20 protein-coding genes are annotated in these 18,985 nt (G+C 39.2%); 7 read left to right on the forward strand and 13 right to left on the reverse strand.

Features of this window, described 5'->3' with window-relative positions; genetic code table 11:
• Positions 1-482: 482 nt before the first annotated feature.
• The 8 genes from VKA52_RS12500 to VKA52_RS12535 form a co-directional block, all read right to left on the reverse strand.
• Positions 483-1,205 (reverse strand): amino acid ABC transporter ATP-binding protein, encoded by a 723-nt coding sequence (locus VKA52_RS12500; protein WP_160915610.1) that lies wholly within the window; start codon positions 1,203-1,205, stop codon positions 483-485.
• A gap of 29 nt (positions 1,206-1,234) precedes the next feature.
• Positions 1,235-1,849, reverse strand: coding sequence for an amino acid ABC transporter permease (locus tag VKA52_RS12505; RefSeq protein WP_326315937.1), 615 nt, complete (start codon positions 1,847-1,849; stop codon positions 1,235-1,237).
• A 137-nt stretch (positions 1,850-1,986) separates the two neighbouring features.
• Positions 1,987-2,817: a transporter substrate-binding domain-containing protein gene (locus VKA52_RS12510; RefSeq protein WP_326315873.1), complete on the reverse strand. Its 831-nt coding sequence runs from the start codon at positions 2,815-2,817 to the stop codon at positions 1,987-1,989.
• A 256-nt stretch (positions 2,818-3,073) separates the two neighbouring features.
• Positions 3,074-3,661 (reverse strand): ribosome biogenesis GTP-binding protein YihA/YsxC, encoded by a 588-nt coding sequence (gene yihA, locus VKA52_RS12515; RefSeq protein ID WP_160915500.1) that lies wholly within the window; start codon positions 3,659-3,661, stop codon positions 3,074-3,076.
• Positions 3,651-5,981, reverse strand: coding sequence for an endopeptidase La (gene lon / locus VKA52_RS12520; RefSeq protein ID WP_326315874.1), 2,331 nt, complete (start codon positions 5,979-5,981; stop codon positions 3,651-3,653). Before lon ends, yihA begins: the two co-directional genes overlap by 11 nt.
• Before the next feature lie 257 nt (positions 5,982-6,238).
• Entirely contained in the window at positions 6,239-7,516 is a 1,278-nt protein-coding gene (clpX, locus tag VKA52_RS12525; protein WP_089652698.1) for an ATP-dependent protease ATP-binding subunit ClpX, read from the reverse strand.
• Between the two features lie 334 nt (positions 7,517-7,850).
• Positions 7,851-9,137 (reverse strand): trigger factor, encoded by a 1,287-nt coding sequence (gene tig / locus VKA52_RS12530; protein ID WP_206945841.1) that lies wholly within the window; start codon positions 9,135-9,137, stop codon positions 7,851-7,853.
• Positions 9,138-9,283: 146 nt separating this feature from the next.
• The gene (locus VKA52_RS12535) at positions 9,284-10,264 is read right to left on the reverse strand and encodes a tetratricopeptide repeat protein (protein ID WP_326315875.1); all 981 of its coding nucleotides are present in this window, start codon (positions 10,262-10,264) and stop codon (positions 9,284-9,286) included.
• A gap of 352 nt (positions 10,265-10,616) precedes the next feature.
• On the opposite strand from VKA52_RS12535, the gene sda reads away from it, so the two are divergent.
• Entirely contained in the window at positions 10,617-10,763 is a 147-nt protein-coding gene (sda, locus tag VKA52_RS12540) for a sporulation histidine kinase inhibitor Sda (RefSeq protein ID WP_202412530.1), read from the forward strand.
• Positions 10,764-10,845: 82 nt separating this feature from the next.
• Here the strand turns inward: sda and VKA52_RS12545 are convergent, their stop codons facing one another.
• Positions 10,846-11,019, reverse strand: a complete 174-nt coding sequence (locus VKA52_RS12545) for a hypothetical protein (protein ID WP_326315941.1) — start codon at positions 11,017-11,019, stop codon at positions 10,846-10,848.
• Positions 11,020-11,393: 374 nt separating this feature from the next.
• On the opposite strand from VKA52_RS12545, the gene VKA52_RS12550 reads away from it, so the two are divergent.
• The 6 genes from VKA52_RS12550 to VKA52_RS12575 all read left to right on the forward strand — a co-directional run bounded on the left by VKA52_RS12550 (position 11,394) and on the right by VKA52_RS12575 (position 16,721).
• Positions 11,394-11,783: a thiol-disulfide oxidoreductase DCC family protein gene (locus VKA52_RS12550; protein ID WP_326315876.1), complete on the forward strand. Its 390-nt coding sequence runs from the start codon at positions 11,394-11,396 to the stop codon at positions 11,781-11,783.
• Positions 11,784-12,265: 482 nt separating this feature from the next.
• Entirely contained in the window at positions 12,266-12,451 is a 186-nt protein-coding gene (locus VKA52_RS12555; protein ID WP_326315877.1) for an aspartyl-phosphate phosphatase Spo0E family protein, read from the forward strand.
• A gap of 383 nt (positions 12,452-12,834) precedes the next feature.
• Positions 12,835-13,959, forward strand: coding sequence for an HNH endonuclease (locus VKA52_RS12560; RefSeq protein WP_326315878.1), 1,125 nt, complete (start codon positions 12,835-12,837; stop codon positions 13,957-13,959).
• Between the two features lie 54 nt (positions 13,960-14,013).
• On the forward strand, positions 14,014-14,406 hold the full coding sequence (locus VKA52_RS12565; RefSeq protein WP_326315879.1) for a (deoxy)nucleoside triphosphate pyrophosphohydrolase: 393 nt from the start codon (positions 14,014-14,016) through the stop codon (positions 14,404-14,406).
• Positions 14,407-15,303: 897 nt separating this feature from the next.
• Positions 15,304-15,516 (forward strand): hypothetical protein, encoded by a 213-nt coding sequence (locus VKA52_RS12570; RefSeq protein WP_326315880.1) that lies wholly within the window; start codon positions 15,304-15,306, stop codon positions 15,514-15,516.
• A gap of 605 nt (positions 15,517-16,121) precedes the next feature.
• Entirely contained in the window at positions 16,122-16,721 is a 600-nt protein-coding gene (locus tag VKA52_RS12575) for a hypothetical protein (RefSeq protein ID WP_326315881.1), read from the forward strand.
• Positions 16,722-16,785: 64 nt separating this feature from the next.
• Here the strand turns inward: VKA52_RS12575 and VKA52_RS12580 are convergent, their stop codons facing one another.
• From VKA52_RS12580 to VKA52_RS12595, 4 genes are all read right to left on the reverse strand, one after another.
• Complete coding sequence (locus VKA52_RS12580) at positions 16,786-17,247, reverse strand: hypothetical protein (protein WP_326315882.1); 462 nt, start codon at positions 17,245-17,247, stop codon at positions 16,786-16,788.
• Positions 17,247-17,444: a helix-turn-helix transcriptional regulator gene (locus tag VKA52_RS12585; protein ID WP_326315938.1), complete on the reverse strand. Its 198-nt coding sequence runs from the start codon at positions 17,442-17,444 to the stop codon at positions 17,247-17,249. Before VKA52_RS12585 ends, VKA52_RS12580 begins: the two co-directional genes overlap by 1 nt.
• 155 nt (positions 17,445-17,599) lie before the next feature.
• Entirely contained in the window at positions 17,600-18,739 is a 1,140-nt protein-coding gene (locus VKA52_RS12590; protein ID WP_326315883.1) for an N-acetylmuramoyl-L-alanine amidase, read from the reverse strand.
• A complete protein-coding gene (locus VKA52_RS12595) occupies positions 18,740-18,985 on the reverse strand; it encodes a phage holin (protein ID WP_326315884.1) in 246 nt (81 codons plus the stop codon). It abuts the gene before it with no gap.

The raw sequence follows: 18,985 nt of genomic DNA on the forward strand, positions 1-18,985 counted from the left end.
CCAAGGAAGATTCTCGAAACCACTACTTAGAAAATCAGCATATATGTTTATAGGAAATGGATAATATGCACTCTATCCAATGGACGTCTAGAAAGAGTAATTGCTTGATACAAAGCCCATTATGCCTGCCTAGGTGGGAAGGATTAGAACCTTACTTATAAGTGCAGGGGTTCTAAAATCCGCCTATCAAAATCATAAGAGCTGCCCTTTTAGTGTAGGTTTCGAGAATCTATTCCATGGTAAAGGGGCGGAGGGAAACGGTGAGACTCCTATGGGACATGTGGGACAGGTGAGACCCCGGAAGGCGTCAGCCTGAAGAGGCTCACCGCCCGCCCCATGGAAAGGAACCGTTTCCCGGAGCCCTAAACTCTCACAAAAGTCTCGAAACTGAGTCTTAAACAATCCTGCCATTTTCCTTAATACCTTTTTCAATAAGAACAAAACACAAAACCCCCAGAGGCAACCTCTGGGGGTTTTGTGTTTTATAAAATGGAGCTTAGGAACGCTTGGGTTCTTTCTTCTTGTGGATTTTCGAACAAATCTTTCGGAGCTCCTGACTCTACGATTTTTCCATCATGCATATAAACGACACGGTCGGCGACTTCTCTTGCAAATCCCATTTCGTGGGTGACCACGACCATTGTCATTCCTTCTTTCGCAAGGTCTTTCATAGTGGCGAGAACTTCTCCGACAAGTTCGGGGTCTAGCGCTGATGTCGGCTCATCAAACAGCATGATTTCAGGTTTCATTGCAAGTGCCCGAGCAATGGCAACTCTTTGTTTCTGACCACCAGAAAGCCTTGATGGATAATCATTGGCTTTATCCCCGAGGCCCACTTTTTCCAGAAGTTCCTGGCCTTCTTTTTTCGCCTGACTTTTAGAAATTCCTTTGACTTGAGTAGGCGCCTCAATAACGTTTCCTAGTACCGTCATATGAGGGAATAGATTAAAATGCTGAAAGACCATTCCGACTTGTTGTCTTACTTTGTTCAAGTTATCTTTTTTAGGATCAATTTGTTCCCCTTTAATAAAGAGCTCTCCACTGTTCTTCATTTCTAAAAAGTTCAAACAACGCAGCATTGTACTCTTTCCGGATCCGCTGGCCCCGATGAGTACAACCACTTCACTTTCTTCTACATGAAAATCAATATCTTTCAAGACATGGAGATCCCCAAACGATTTATTCAATTTATTGACTCGAATCATTTGCTCTGACAATTGTGTTTCCTCCTCTGTTAGTCACTCACAGCCATCTTCTTCTCAATTGCACTGACAACTAGCGTCAGTAGGAATACGAGAATCAAATACCATACAGCACTTACGAGCAACCAGGTCATATAGTCGAATGTATTGGCTCCTTGAGTGGTGGCTACAGCAAATATTTCTGATACACCGATGAATGCAGCCAACGATGAATCTTTCAAACCAATAATAAACTGATTCCCAAGCGGAGGCAATGCACGTCTAAAAGCCTGAGGCAGGATGATGCGTCGCATCGTTAAAGTACCGCTCATTCCCAGTGACCGGCCAGCTTCTGTCTGACCCTTTCCAATCGATTGGATGGATCCTCGGAAAATCTCTGCAATATAGGCGCCGTTGTGGAAGGCAAGACCTAGTGCTACAGACCAGAATCCACTGATCATCCACACTTCCGTTAAACCATAAAAAAACACGAAGATTTGAACAATCAGCGGGGTTCCCCTCACCACATAAATGTACACATTCGCAAGCCATTCCAATGGTTTGATTTTAGATATTTTCATAAAGGCAAACATTAACCCGATGACGATCGCAATTAAAATAGAGACCGCAGTAAGGGCCAGAGTCATTTGAGCGGCTTCAAAAAACATGCCTCGACTATCGATGAGTGCTGTCCAAAAGTTAGCAGAATACAAATACAATTGACTTCAACTCCTCTATAATGTCAAAAAGAGTACGCTCATTGCGCACTCTTCTTAACTTCGGTCTTCAACTGAAAAACGAGCATTTACTCTGGCAGAGTCGTAATATCTTCCCCAAAGTATTCTTTACTAATTTCAGCAAGTGTTCCATCTTCACGAAGTGTTTCTAGAGCTGCATTGATTTCTTCAAGTAAGGCTTCGTTTTCTTTTGCTACAGCAACAGCCTGTTCACTACGCTCAATCATTTCTTTCGATTCAATCTCAAGGCCTTCTCCTGAAGCTTCCTTCCCAGTCAAGAAATCTGTGATTACAGCATCATGACGACCTTTTGCGAGCGATTGTAAGGCTACAACATCACTGTCATATGTTTTGATGTTTTCTGTCACTTCTTCTGCATACGTGCTATAAGTAGAACCTTTAGAAATGGCGATTTCCATTCCCTCTAAGTCTTCAAGCGTTTCTACATCACTGTCTGGACGTGTGAAAATTTGTGCCCCGGAATAATAGTAAGGAGTAGAAAAATCTACTTCCTGCTGTCTTTCTTCCGTAATGGTATGACTTGCAACCGCCGCATCAAAACGACCGGTCTTCACACCTTCTACGATACTCGCGAACTTCTGTTTTTGAGGATTCGGCTCCAAGCCCAATTCCTCAGCAATGGCATTCGCAACATCGATATCAAAACCTGTCATTTCCCCACTGGAATCAGTCATACTAAATGGTCGGAATTCACCAGAAGCAGCAAACGTAAACTGACCATCTTCAACAAGGTCATAAGCTGTTTCTTCTGAGGAATCACCAGTATCCGTTTCATTCGAATCCCCTGAATTTCCTCCTTCATCCTCGCTTCCGCCACAGGCAGCAAGAGCTAAGATCATGAAGATGCTGAGGGTAATCATCAGTAAATATTTTCTCATAACCAAAATTCTCCCCTTCATCAATTTGTCATTTTTCTGTAATAATAGCGACACTTTAAATTATATCTATTTATCAAACAATTCCCAAAATTGTACATCGTCCAAAAAATACGAAATATTGCTGATGATGAGCCTGACCTTCGGAATACAATCCTTTCCTTATAAATGCATGAATTTGCTTTAATATAATAAATATTTGCATGAATATACACAGGACATAAAAAACGACTCCCCTAATGAGGGAAGTCGTTTTTTATTATAAATTCAAGTGCGAAAGCATGGTTTTCCACGCAACATCCTTACCTTCGCCCGTTTCGGATGAGAAAGGAATTAACGCATCCTCCTCTTCCATTTCCAACACATCATAAATCATTTTAAGCTGTTTCTGTCGTTGGCCTTTTTTGATTTTATCAAGCTTTGTCGCGATGACCATAACAGGGTGCTCGAAGTGTTTCAAATAATTGTACATCAGTTGATCATCTTCTGTTGGTTTATGACGGATGTCGATAATTAAAGCTGTCGCTTTCAATTGCTCACGCTCAGCAAAATATTCTTCCATCATTTCTCCCCACTTCGCGCGTTCCTTTTTAGAAACCTTTGCATACCCATATCCAGGTACATCGACGAAGTGAAATTTATCATTGATGATGTAGAAATTCAACGTTTGAGTTTTACCAGGTTTCGATGAAGTTCTAGCTAAATTCTTTCGTTGAATCATACGATTGATAAATGATGATTTACCAACATTCGATCTTCCTGCCAGTGCAATCTCAGGAATCGGTGCTTTTGGGTACTGCTTTTTGCTCGCCGCACTGATGACGATGTCTGCCGTGTTAACTTTCATGTACTGCCTCCGTTAATGCTTGTTCTAATACTTCATCCAAATGCTTCACAGGGACAAAAGTTAAACCTTCCTTAATGCTGTCAGGAATATCTTCCAAGTCTTTTTCGTTCTGATCCGGGATGATAATTTTCGTTAATCCTGCACGGTGGGCACTCAAGGATTTTTCCTTTAATCCGCCAATAGGCAACACGCGTCCTCTTAATGTAATTTCACCTGTCATACCTACTTCTTTACGGACAGGGCGACCTGTCAGGGCCGATACGAGGGCAGTCGCCATCGTTATACCTGCTGATGGGCCGTCTTTAGGGGTCGCGCCCTCAGGTACGTGAATATGGATGTCGTTCTTTTCCACAAACTCAGGGTCGATGTTCAGTTCGTTCGCTCTTGAGCGGATATAGCTGAATGCAGCTTGTGCGGATTCTTTCATCACATCTCCAAGTTTCCCTGTTAATGTAAGGTTACCTTTTCCAGGATATATGGAAACTTCAATGGATAAAGTATCTCCACCTGCAGTTGTGTATGCAAGACCGGTAGCAGCTCCAATTTGATCTTCCAGTTCAGCACGTCCATAACGGAATTTCGGACGGCCAAGAAGCTCCTCCAACTGCTTTTCAGTCACTACTACCCGTTGTTTATCACCAGAAACGATGATTTTAGCAGCTTTTCTGCATAAACTCGCCAATTCACGCTCCAAACCACGAACACCCGCTTCTCTTGTATACCGACGGATCAATTTCAAAAGCGCATCATCACGTAATTGCAACTGGCCTTTCTTCAATCCATTTTCCTTGACTTGCTTAGGAAGCAGATGCTCTTTAGCAATATGAACTTTCTCAACTTCCGTATAACCAGCAATGGTTATAATCTCCATTCTGTCACGCAATGGGCCAGGTATGTTTGAAATATTATTGGCTGTAGCGACAAACATAACCTTAGATAAATCGTAGTTCTCCTCAATGAAATGGTCACTAAACGTCCCGTTTTGTTCCGGGTCAAGGACTTCCAACATCGCTGAAGAAGGATCCCCTCTGAAATCACTTGCCATTTTATCAATTTCATCAAGTAAAAATACAGGGTTCACGGTTTCTGCACGTTTCATCCCTTGAATAATACGTCCGGGCATAGCCCCGATATAAGTCCTACGATGACCACGGATTTCGGCTTCATCACGGATGCCACCTAAAGAGATTCTAACAAATTTTCGATTGATGGAACGAGCGATGGACTTGGCAAGAGAAGTTTTTCCGACCCCAGGAGGTCCAGCCAGACACAAGATCGGTCCTTTGATCGTTTGAGTCAGCTTTTGAACGGCTAAGTATTCAAGAACGCGCTCCTTAACCTTCTCCAAACCATAATGATCTTCGTCCAAAATCTTCTCTGCACGATTCACATCCAGGTTATCTTCCGTCTCATTCGACCATGGCAGAGCCACAAGCCATTCAATATAATTACGGATTACAGAACTTTCTGCGGAGCTTTGTGGGACTTTTTCATATCTACCAAGTTCTTTATAAGCGATTTCCTCTACTCGCTCAGGCATATCGGCCTGCTCTATTTTTTCTTTAAGTTGAGCGACCTCTCCTGATTTTCCATCCTTATCACCAAGTTCATTTTGGATCGCTTTCATTTGTTCACGCAAGTAATATTCCTTTTGCGTTTTTTCCATGGATTTCTTTACCCTTTTACCGATCTTTTGTTCAATTTGCAGGACTTCACGTTCATTGCCAATCATGTCGACAAGCTTTTGAAGCCGTTCTTTCACATTCACTGTTTCAAGAATAGACTGCTTCTCTTTTAGTTTCACAGGCAAATGGGAAGCAATCATGTCAGCCATGTGACTCGGCTCATCAATATCGGATACGGTATTAAAGGTTTCCTGACTTACTTTTTTAGATACTTTTACGAATTTCTCAAATTGATCCATCAACGTTCGCATGAGGGCTTCTTCTTCATTTTCTCCTACATGCTCATCCTCAATTTTAGTGATATTCGCATAATAAAAGTCCTCATCATCGACCAATTGATCGACATGGGCTCTATATAAACCTTCTACAAGGACTCGATTGGTGCCATTAGGTAATTTAACCATCTGTTTTACCCGGGCAATCGTTCCAATCTCATACAGGTCATCTTTTGAGGGTTCATCAATATTCACTTCTTTTTGTGACACAAGTAAAATTTCATTATCATCCATCATGGACTGTTCCAACGCTTGTACCGACTTTTCACGCCCCACATCCAGGTGAAGGACCATAGAAGGGTACACAAGCAGCCCTCTGAGAGGAAGTAGAGGTATCTTTTTTCTCTGTTTGTCCGTCATTTCTTGCACCTCCGATTATTGCAGCTACGTATTTTTATCATATAGAAATGTACTTGGAAAGTAAACGAAACGGCCCCAGATGATTCCAACACCGAAATCCCCTAACCAACTACTGTCAAGGGGCTCACTCCTCTAATACTTTATTATGAACAGAAACCAGCCTTTCATGCTTATGTAGCTCTTAGTCGTTTTAATAATACAGAAGCCGTGCTACATCATATTCGTAGCACGGCTTCTTGGATTTTATTCCTTAAGGTTTACGCACTCTCTTTCGGAGATTGCTTATTCTCATCTTCAACAGTGCCATCTGTCAAGACTAGCTTAGGACGTCCATTTTTAGCAGTGACTGTCTCTTTGGTAATGATGCATTTCTCAATGTCATCACGGGAAGGAAGTTCATACATGACGTCCAGCATGATTCCTTCAATGATCGAGCGCAATCCACGAGCACCTGTCTTACGTTCTATAGCTAGACGTGCGATTTCACGAAGCGCATCTTCTTCCATCTCCAACTCCACATGGTCGATTTGGAAGAGTTTTTGATACTGCTTCACAAGCGCATTTTTCGGTTTTGTGAGAATTTCAACAAGCGCATCTTCATCAAGCTGCTCCAGGCTGCCGATGACTGGTAGACGACCGATGAATTCCGGAATTAGACCATAGCTCAACAAATCCTCTGGAAGCACTTTTGTGAGCAACTCTTTTTTCTCTGCTTCATCAGCTGCTTGTTCAGAACCGAAGCCAATCACTTTACGTCCTAGACGACGTTTGATGATCTGATCAATACCGTCAAAAGCTCCTCCTACGATAAACAATACATTGGTTGTATCGATTTGGATGAACTCTTGATGAGGATGTTTACGTCCACCTTGTGGCGGTACACTCGCTTGAGTTCCTTCAAGTATTTTCAGTAACGCCTGCTGTACACCTTCACCAGAGACATCTCTTGTAATGGAAGGGTTCTCTGATTTACGGGCCACTTTATCGATTTCATCGATATAAATGATTCCCTTTTCCGCTTTCTCCACATCATAATCTGCTGCTTGGATCAACTTCAACAGAATGTTCTCAACATCTTCACCTACGTAACCAGCTTCTGTTAAGGAAGTAGCATCAGCAATGGCAAATGGGACGTTCAGAATACGTGCCAACGTTTGAGCGAGTAGGGTTTTACCGCTACCTGTAGGCCCAAGCATGAGGATGTTACTTTTCGCAAGTTCTACATCATCATTTTTCACACCTGCATTGATACGCTTATAATGGTTATAAACGGCTACAGACAGGTTCTTTTTGGCTTGATCCTGGCCAATGACGTAATCGCTTAGAATTTCACGAATTTCTTGAGGCTTCGGTACCTCTTTGAATTCTACTTCTTCTTCATTACCCAGCTCTTCTTCAACGATTTCTGTACAAAGTTCAATACATTCATCACATATATATACGCCAGGTCCTGCTACGAGCTTACGGACTTGTTCCTGACTTTTACCGCAGAAAGAACATTTCAACTGTCCTTTTTCATCGTTAAATTTAAACATTCGTTTCACCCCTTATTATAATGACGCAATCGTTGCGACTGAAGTTTCATGATACGACGCTTACGTTCCCACTTCACTTCTTTTGCTCATCATATCAGATTAACTTCAAACAAAAAAGCAATACCTTTTCAGAGGTGTGCGCAACTTTTTCTGCACCATCCTCATTATGTAATTCAACTGCAGATAAGTCAAACGATGGAGCACCAGTACTATTGTATGTAAACAGCTGGAGAAGTATCAACTATCTTCCCCATTATTCTCTACCTCTATACTCTTTAATATAGAAATATATGAGAAGACAAGGTGCGATGATGCACCTTGTCTTCTTAGTTTATTATTCAGCTTTAGAATTTGCAACTAGAACGTCAATGGCTTTGCGGACTTTAAGATCTTCTTTGATCATGTCCGTATTCCCACCAAGCATTTGCGTCAATTGAGCAACATCTGTTTGGTACATGGAAGCCATGTTTTCAAGTTCAGCGTTCACATCTTCTTCAGAAGCTTCGACATTTTCCGCTTCTGCGATCGCTTCAAGAGTTAGGTTCGTTTTCACGCGCTTCGCTGCATCTTCTTTCATCTGCTCACGAAGGGCATCTTCGTCTTGACCAGTGAATTGGAAGTACATGTCTTTTGTCATGCCTTGCATTTGCAGACGCTGTTCGAATTCCTGTACCATGCGGTCAAGCTCTGTATCCACCATAGCATCCGGAATTTCAACTTCAGCATTTTCAGAAGCTTGTGTTACAAGCGTGTCACGCTTGCTGTTTTCAGCGTCTGTTTTCTTCTGCTCTTCAAGACGCTCACGAGTTTTCTTCTTCAGTTCATCAAGAGACTCGACCTCTTCGTCGACATCTTTCGCAAACTCATCATCAAGCTCAGGAAGTTCTTTTCCTTTTACTTCATGAAGTTTAACTTTGAATGTCGCAGACTTACCAGCTAGATCTTCTGCGTGGTATTCTTCAGGGAAAGTTACTTCAACGTCTGTTTCTTCTCCTGCTTTCTTACCAACCAGCTGTTCTTCGAAACCTGGGATAAAGGAACCGGAGCCTACTTCTAGAGAGTAGTTGTCTGCCTGTCCACCTTCGAACGCTTCGCCATCAACGAAACCTTCGAAATCCATAACGACTGTGTCGCCATTTTCAACCGCAGCATCTTCTTTAACAACTAGCTCTGCTTGACGCTCCTGCATCTGCTTCAGTTCGTTTTCAACATCTTCATCTGATACTTCAGTATCCTGCTCTTCTACGACAAGTCCTTTGTAATCGCCCAGTTTCACTTCAGGCTTCACTGTAACCTCAGCAGTAAATACAAGATCCTGGCCTTTTTCAATCTGTTTAACGTCTACTTCCGGACGATCGACTGGCTCAATCCCAGTTTCTTCAACAGCTTCTGTGTAAGCTTGTGGAAGAACAATATCAAGGGCATCCTGATAAAGAGACTCCACTCCGAAACGCTGTTCAAAAAGTTTACGAGGTACTTTACCTTTACGGAACCCAGGTACTTGTACCTGTTGAACTACTTTTTTGAAGGCTTGATCAAGTGCTTTGTCGAACTCACTTGCAGGTACTTCTACTGTCAAAGTCCCCTGATTGCCTTCTTGCTTTTCCCATTTTGCTGACATAAAAAATTCCCTCCAACATCTATTCATTCATTTTCGTCCGAAGACGATGATCTGACGATTCTATGACTCTTTTTACATACGAATCTCGTTTGCAACCACTACATTATAACATAATCCTACAGCCTTTCAAGCCGTGAGCTGTTCATTTATTCACCTACGATCAATACGTAATGCTGTTCACATAGTTCGATTTCAGATTTGTATTTGTCCACGTTTTCCAACTCCTCATTCACAGACATTGGAAGTTGTAAATAATCATGCCCTAATTGTTTAAGGGCTTCGACTAGAATCGGGACTTCCTTTTCATTAGGAAATATTGGATAACGCACATAGCAATAATGATATAAAAGACGATTGATCATTTCATACATGGTCGGGTTGTTTTGTTCAATTTGACCGAGTCTCATTTGTATCTGTTTAATGATGTAATCGGAATGAAGCTGTGTTAATTCCGAAGGGACGACGGTTGATGTCTGCCCAAATTTCTTAATGGTCAACTCCTCCGTCCAACCAGCATCCCGGAACCATTCTAAAATGGAGGATTTAATAATCGGGTGGACTGTCTCATTTATTAAAACCCGTTGAAACTCATCCGCAAAAAGGTCAGGAGACTGTTTTTTTAATTGGTCAACCGCTTGCCATTGCTTATGTATATCATCAGAATCCAGGGCGTATTTAAATTCATCAAAAAACTTCGTACCTTCCTCTTTATGACGATCTTCGAGAAGTTTCCTGCTCACTTCAAACATCTGCCAAAGTTGTGTACGACTCTGATGGGGTATGTCTTCTGATTCGAACACTTCTTCCAAGAGATTTATGATTTCTTCATACTGGTTACTCTGAAATAAGATGGTGATATAGATATGTAAATAATGGTAGTACTGTTCATAGTCTTCCTTCATTTGTTTTTGACACAATTCTTCCGCTTCATCATACAACCCAAGTTCAATCCAACTCATCAGAAGTCCTGTAATCACATCCCCATTTGCAACACCATACTCCACAAGGGGCTCCAAAGCTTCTGAAGCATCTTTATATCTTTTTTCCTTTAACGCGTCCAGCCCTTTACGTTCCAGAGCGGTTTTCCATTTTGGGAACATCACTAAGTTCCCGTTTTTATTTTCCATAAGACACCCTTCCCTAAGAGTTTATACTTCCACATTCTATCCTTATCCTATGTTTTTCAAACCTCTATTCATTTAGCTTATTAGGATATACTAAAGTATATTCATAAGAAACACAAAGAATACACATCCCCATCTGAAATCCGTTTCCGATCCGTCACTATTCGTTAAGTAAATACAAAGAAAGACAAACGATTTCACTATTCAAAAACCTCATCTTAGTAAATTATCTGAAAATGTTTGATATTAGCAAAAAACAGGACTTTATACTCATGAAGATTCCGCTTTTTTTGCTAAAATAAGTGAATGTGAATAAAATTTCACCGAATCATAAAATTTAAGGGGATGTATCGTTTTGTCATTGCTAGATGATCAAACATTGCTGGAAACTTACATAGAATCCGTGAAACTTCAATTAGATGATGAATTCGTCCACTTATTGACGAAAGAAATTGATAAGCGATCTATGGAATTGCCTAAAGGAAATCTCCAACTTACATGAATCGACATCGAACGCTCTCCTTATCGAGAACGTTTCTATAGAGGAAATGAGAAAGGGTGTGCTAAGTAGCACACCCTTTCTTTTATTGATTAGAGGTTGGGTTGCTCTGACGTTGCCCTGACATTTTAGCAATGCTCGGGATAACGTTCTGCAACTGCCCTGCCTGACCAGTCATCATGCTGTAGGTGGCAGCACCGATTCCGATAGAAGCGACAATCGGCAACCACTGAACATTCTTCTTCTCCATCCTGATCACTCCTCAAATCGCTTGGCTTTTATAGCCATTACTATTGTTACCGGGAGAAGGAGCATGTATGTGAGTTAAAACCATCTTCTTTACCCTTTATTTACCTTTAAGTAATACACGAATTAAGAATAGCGGCCAAAGAATGACCCACCCTAATAACACGAACATGTATATGGACTTCTCTTCTCTACTCTGGTTTACTGGTTCTTGTTGCTGGAAGCAAAAAAACATACCAATCAGCATGTAAGTGAAGGCTATCAAACGAATCACTCCTCTACATCATAGCGTATGAAGAATACGTGATATGTGCCCCACCTAATGCAAACCTTTTTAAGAACCTCCTGATGTAAAACATGGTAAAATGATCGTAGAGGTGATGGAATATGGAACGAATTATCCTTTTTGACGGGGAATGTCATTTTTGCAATCAAAGTGTGCAATTCATTATAAAAAGAGATCCCGAAGGACATTTTAAATTCGCTTCTCAACAAAGCCACGCTGGACAATCATTGATGAGACAACATGAAATTTCCAAGGAAGTGGATAGTATTGTCCTTATTGATGGTTCAAAGTCATACCTTCGTTCTTCAGCTGCGTTAAGAGTATGTAAGCATTTGAAGGGTGTTTGGAAGATTGGTTTTGCCATGATTATTGTTCCTAAACGGATAAGGGATGGAGCGTACAAATTCTTGTCTAAGAATCGTTACAAATGGTTCGGTAGAGAGGAAGCCTGCCCACTTCCCTCCCCAGAAATTAGGAGGCGCTTTTTGTAAACTCCTTTACACGAAAATGAAGCGTCTAATGATAGGACGCTTCTTTCGTTTCCTAAAAGACGATCACTTATAACTTTACAAGGCAAATACTTTTCATTAAAACTCTTACTTTTTTTGCTAACGGGAAGGTTTTTGGATCCTGCTTAATATAGCTTTCCCTAGTCATACTCTCACCGCCACCTTCTATTCTTTATTTCCTCAACCAAAAATCCCATGATGGTTATTACTTCCTTTAAAAACATCCTCATAGATTCAGTAGATAACCATGAGTTTCCTAGATTGAATGAATGCTTTCCTACTATCTTTACTAAAGCATTGATATAAATGACGCTAAGTGTAAGAAAATTACTTATCGCCTTTTTTCATTTATTACTTTAAAGCAAAAAATAATTTGTTAATTTTGACATTTTTTCAAAATAGTTTTAAATTTTAACTCCTAGTCAATTACATAAGGTAAAATCATAGTAAAAAGGGGAATTTTTATGGATTGTGAAAAATTGAAAAATGAAATTGAAAATAAGAGAAGAGAAATGTACCGAGCCTTTCTGATCGACCAAAATTACAATAACGCTCTTACTAAATCTCAGGAGCTTGATGCTATGCTAAATAAATTCAGAAGGCTATGTCAAAAACCCTTTGTTATCGCTATGTCCGTATTAATACTTTGAATAGGAGTGGGATGTACTATATCTCTAAAGTACTTGAGCATGTTAAGCACAAAAAAACTGTTTCTTTTGCTTTTAACAAAAGAAACAGTTTTTTATTTAGCGTCCCAGGAGAGATTCGAACTCCCGACCCACAGCTTAGAAGGCTGTTGGAGTAGGTATGATCGAACAAGATGAACTATTGCAGAGCACTATTAAATCAACGTTCTTTAGGATATAAATTGATATTTCAAAATAAAAATGGGGCAATAATAATGAAATTCTGCCCCATTTTCTGCCCCAACTTGATTAACATTAATCGAGTTTCTTCATTATACTGTTGTCATTTCGTGTCACTTACCCATACAATTTATGTATTGCTAAATAAAATGAAAGGAGAGAGTAACATGTCACAACAAAATAAATGGATAAAAGCAGTTATTACAGCCTTAAATAATCTGGGCGGTAAAGGATCACTGAATGAGATATATGAAGAGGTAGAAAATGGAAGAACAATCAAATTAAATACATATACAGACTGGAAAGCACAAATCAGGAAAAACCTTTACCTGCACTCAAGTGATTGTGAAATTTTTCGTGGTACTCCCGGTGATGAAACTGACTTAATATACGCAACGGATGAAAAAGGATCAGGAAAGTGGGGACTACGAAATTATAAAGAACCTAATAACATTTATCCATTTATCACAGGCCAAGTATATAAACGCTCTGATATCCATGATGAATTTGGAGGTAATAGACAGAGAGGAATATCAGCCTGCAGGAATCATCCAATGATATTTATTTTTTCTGGCAAATCTGGAGAAGACTACGGTTATAAAGATGGCTGGCAAGATGCCAATACCTTCTTTTATACAGGGGAAGGACAATCTGGGCACCAAGTTTTTAAAGAGGGAAACAAAGCACTAAGAGATCATATTAAGAACGGGAAAGATGTTTATTTATTCGAGAAGACAGATGCAGCCCCTTCTGGAATGTATGAATTTAAAGACCAACTTACTAACATTGGATATCATACTATTACAGGTAACGATAAAGAAGGAAATCATAGAAAGATGATTGTCTTTGAGTTTGAGACCACACAGAAAATAAATAATGATAGCAATAGCACAGAATCCACAACAGCTTTTAATGATCTAAATGACTTGCGTAATATGGCTCTAAAAAATTCAGATGACTACCAAAGTTCAACCTACCAACAACGTAAAACAATCATCCGAAAGAGAGCTGCAGCAATTAAAAAATATGCTCTAAAAAGGGCTAACGGAATTTGTGAAGCATGTATAGAAGAGGCTCCCTTTCAAACACAAGATGGAAGTCCATTTCTTGAAGTACATCACCTGAAAAGACTTTCGGATGGGGGCCCTGATCACCCTGAAAACGTAGCTGCTATATGTCCTAATTGTCATCGAAGAGCACATTACAGTAAGGATGCCAAAGAATTCAACAAGTATATTATTGAATTAATATCAGATAAAGAAAATTCACTAACTAATAAAATAAGTGAATAAGCTTTAAGATCTAAAAAAATGCATACTGGGGTGAGCAACTAGGAGGGATTAGTATTGAAGCCAATAATTAATGTGGTGGGTGCAGTTATTATTAGTAATGGTTATATCCTTTGCGCTTTAAGAAGTGCAAAGATGTCACTTTCACTCCATTGGGAGTTCCCAGGAGGGAAAATTAAAAACAACGAAACGCCAAAGGAAGCATTGAAAAGAGAAATAAAAGAAGAGCTTAATTGTGACATTGTAATCCATTCGAAAGTTGCAGAAACCACTCATGAAAGTGACTCCAACATAATAAATCTTTCTACATATCAGGCTAAGATCATTGCGGGGAACCCTGAGGCTATTGAACATGAAGAATTACGTTGGGTGAATATTGGAGAACTTAGTACTCTTAAATGGGCACCTGCCGATATACCAACTGTTACTCGTTTAACTCATGAAATATGAAATGTAAGCTTAAGGATTATCAATATGCAAAAAAACGTCATCAAAATCGATGTCGGTTTTTTCTCATCGAATTAATACCTAACACTATCACTAGATCCAGGACGAATTCCGTAAAATGCATTTACAGCTTCATCATAGTTTATAATCCATTTATACATGCTTTATGCCACATTAAGAGGGATTGCAGAATTACGCATAATATCCCTCTCTACACCCCATGATAGACTAAGTTTTCCTCGTACAACATCAATTAAGGATTGTGCTGCTCCTATAAAGGTAGGGTCTTAGATAAACGAGCCCTCGAGACTTCTCATAGCATCAATTTCTCTTGTAAATCGGTCGAAATCTTGGTTGAGTAAATCAACATTCCACTCTCTCATAGTAGAAGACCTAGCATCTCCTGTACCGTCAGAAAAGTCATGACAGTAACCCATGCTCAAACCAGGAAATGTAGTGTAAAATATTCTGTTGTATAGGGAGATAAAAGATTTCTTGTTAGGAGGTTTTCAAGTTGAAATTAACTCTAAGTCTAATAGGTTTACTTTTGATAGCAGCTATATCACTCTTCAATATTTTTAACAGGGACCTTTCTAGTACCCAGATATCCGCTTTTACCGTACTTGCTTTTACATTAGGTGGATTAATTGCTATTTATATCAGTTACATTAAGAAGAAAAAAAGTAAATAATATATTTCTAATATAACAGTAGCCTATCCAATTGGGGTCTGCTTTTTGCAGATATCCTTCACAGTAGCAAGCTTATCTGATAGGTATTAGAATCTATAGAAATGATTTTGACTTCGGGATAAATAGAATTGAATAAGAACGTTTGTTCTGTTAATGTATATTATATCTCAATTTTTCGAGAAATATACTGTAAAATGGAGGTCTTTAAAATGAGATTATTTAGGGATTTAGAAATGGCCATCTTTTACAATGACCATACTACTAAGATAAAAGTGAATGAGGAATGGCTTGGAGAACAGATAAGAAATAGACCAGTTCTAGATGATCAAGGAGACCCACTCATGATGTCCATGAATTTTATGGGAATACCAGTGGAATTCAGTGAGGATGTTGAGGACTTCGAGCTTAAAAGTGAAGAGTAATCACGCTTACATAAAATTCAATATATTTCGCAGAATATGACACCAATAACTAAGAATGGAATTTATATAGACAATGATAAACTCTAGTAATAAAAGCCCTGGCATTTGCCAGGGCTTTACTTATCTTATGGATGAGAATTTACATACTTGAGCACTAATGAAACGCCCATAGCCTAAGTTGGTTTATTGTAAAATAATCGTGATAAAACCTACGAATATCCTTAAACGGGGCCAGTCAGATACTCTAGGGTTATAAACATAGTCTTCCTTAATCCCTCATTCGCAATGATAATTAGGTTGGGAAACTTCTATTAACCAATGGACCTTAAGCAGCTATATTTCCGGCGAGGTTTCCCATGTGATGATAATAAATGTATTAACCACTTAAATTATTATAGCGCTATGACTTGATATATAAGCATTTCTAGTCAACCAAATGCTTTGCAAATTTTAATGTGCTTTTTAAGAATATAATTTCATTGGTCTCCCGCTATAAAAAATGAAAATTCTGAATTAAATATTATTTTTCGGAAGTGTTTACAAAAATATACAATATTGTAAACTATCACTTGTAAGTAATCCAAAAAGAAAAGGGAGAGGAAAAAATGTTTAAAAACAAAGTTTTAGTCGGCACTCTAGCAGCAGTAATTTTCACCGGGGGTATTGGTTCATCATTTCACAATGTTTCTGCAGCTGAAAAATCACCAACCATGTCGCCACAAATTCCAGCAGAGCTTGCAAGTGATCAAGAAGCTGTGGACCAAATGGCGGGAGACTTAGAGTTTATTTTTAACGAAGCTACTACTCTAGAAGATGGAAAGTACATACTTGACAAACAGAAAGCTGCAGATAAATTTGGTGCAGAAAACGTTCCATCTTTGGAAGTATTCATTAAAATTACCAATGGCGAAGAGGTAACAGCAGGAGACCTTTCAGGGGTGGAGAACCCTTCTTCTACCGTGGCCAGCAAAGGAATCGTAATGGCTGCTGCATCAGGAGATTCTTGGAGTGAATGTGTAGGACAGAAGGTCATTGACGCTACTGGAATCGGCTTTATTAGTGGAGGCATGTGGAAGCTAATTGAAAGAAAAGCATGGAAGAAATTAGCATATGAACTGGCGAAAGTGGCAGGAAAAAATGCTATTAAAGGTGGCATCGTTGGTTTTTCCGCTAGTCTAGCTTGGTATAGCGTCCGCTGTGCTTAAATAATATAAAAAATGGCTGTAGAAATAGTTGAGATATACTAGTTTCTACAGCCTTACTTTTAGATTAAGAATTATTTTTCTTATGAGAAATTTTTAGTGAGACTAGATTGAATATAAACATTAGCACAAAACCAAGTAGTGATACACCTAGTATGTCAAACCAACCTTCACTTTCACTTGGAATACCTGTATATAAGGTGTAAAGCACTAAGAAAAAGACAAAAAACATTGTAGATTGAAAAAGTATATTTTTCATTTTGTATCTGTACTCCTTTCCAGTAAAGACATCCGCATATTCTATCCCTGAAAATACATACCTTAAAAATACATAGATTACAATAGTCACTGGAAAAACAACTAGGTATAGCTCGCCTCCAAATGACCATGAGGAAGATGTGTAATTTATTAATAGAAGTATCATAGATAGAACAATGGCCAAAATTGCTGATTCTGCTAAGAAATAAAGGGACTGATCACGTTTATATTCGTCATCTGGTAACAACCTTTTTATCCAAGATTCTCTCATTACTCAATTCCTTTCCAGAATAATTCATCAAGAGTTTTGTTCAGGACTAACGCAATACTTATACATAACTTTAAGGTAGGGTTATACCTTCCTTTTTCTATCAACCCTATAGTCTGTCTAGTAACTTTTACTTCTTTCGCTAAATCTTCTTGAGTCATACCTATAGAAACTCTGGTCACCTTTACATTATTATCCAAATATCCTCCACCTTCTCTTGAATGCAAAATATAAATTACATGATGCAATTTATATATTACATAATTCATGTGAAGTCGTCAACGTTAAATGTGGAATTTATTACTTTTTAACCAAAAATTAGTTAATTAAAGCTCTCCTTAAAGTACTTTCTGTCTTAAACCAAATCGAAATACTTATATAGATGGAGAGATGTTTCCTCTGCGGTTGCTCCTGAAAGATCTATAACCTTGCCATGACCGACTTTAATTCCTTCTTTTCCTCCACCAATCACATAAATTGTCTCTTCCGCATAAACTTTCTCTCTCTCTGCATTCGCCCGGAACTTAATTACTCCTCCAGAGCGCACAACCGCTTTATATGCGTTAATTGCGTCCACTTCATTATTCGCTACAAAAATATTCTTTTCCATAGTTAATACCTCCTCAAGGTTTTGTTCATAATTTGCAATAGCTTTGTCCATGGCCCGTTGTGTATTGGGACCATAAAGACCATCCGGACTCAATCCCTCATCTTCCTGAAATTGCTTCAAAGATTTTTCTGTAGCCGGACCGAAAGAACCATCCGCACCATAGCCCCTAAGATCATAATCAAGTAGAAGCAAATCTTCTTGCAACTGTTTAACTTGTACGCCTGAATCACCTTTCTCTAAGTAACCTTTATCCCAAAGTGATCCTGTACCTTTATAAACATTGCCGAAGTATTCGCATATCCCTTGTGCGTGTTCAATAGCGACCTCTTTTTGAAATTCTTCTTTTAACATCAAAAGTGCTTCCTTCCGATCATCCATAAAACCATTCTCGGTGAGAATGGCTGGCATATTGGTTTCACGTAGGACGTGAAAGTTGTTCTCTTTATAACCTCGCCAATTTTGTTTAGTTCCCCGTTGTAGGTATTTACCTACCGCTCTAGCTAACTTGCCAGATTCATACCTCATGTTATCAAGATATACATGTAGGCTTATTCCACTAGCCGTTGAGTAATCAAATTCAAAACTCATCGCATTAAAATGGACAGACACATAAATGTCTGCCCCATAATCATTCGCGTAATTAGTACGATAACTAAGAGGAGTGTCTACATCTGTAGGAGCGACTAACAACACTCTGAAGCCATTTGATAACAGAAGATCGGATAGAAAGCCAACTACTTTGCGATTGAACTCATTCTCCCGAATAGCTCTACCAAGTTGCGAGATATAGGGCGTTCGTTTACCTGAAGTTTGCATCCCATGACCATCGTCTAATGCCACAAGCTTTCCATTCCAAGAGCCTTCCGGTTTTATCAACTTAGCCATTTATTTTAGCCCCTTCCTTTGAAGTTCCTCTTTCTGCTCTTTCCCTTTCTTGCTAACATAAGTGTTCTTCCAAACAGAATAAATACCTATAGACAACATCCCCCCTGCAATAATGACGGTTACGAAAGCGTTGATACTTGCTTCCGTGAGCCAGGCATACTTAATATTCAATGTTGCTAGAAAACCCATAATGGCAGTTAAAAAGCCACCTACTAGGGTGGCTACTTCTTTAATACTCTCTTTCAT

The sequence above is a fragment of the Halobacillus sp. HZG1 genome (assembly GCF_035818575.1).
GTDB classification, from domain to species: Bacteria; Bacillota; Bacilli; order Bacillales; family Halobacillaceae; genus Halobacillus; species Halobacillus litoralis.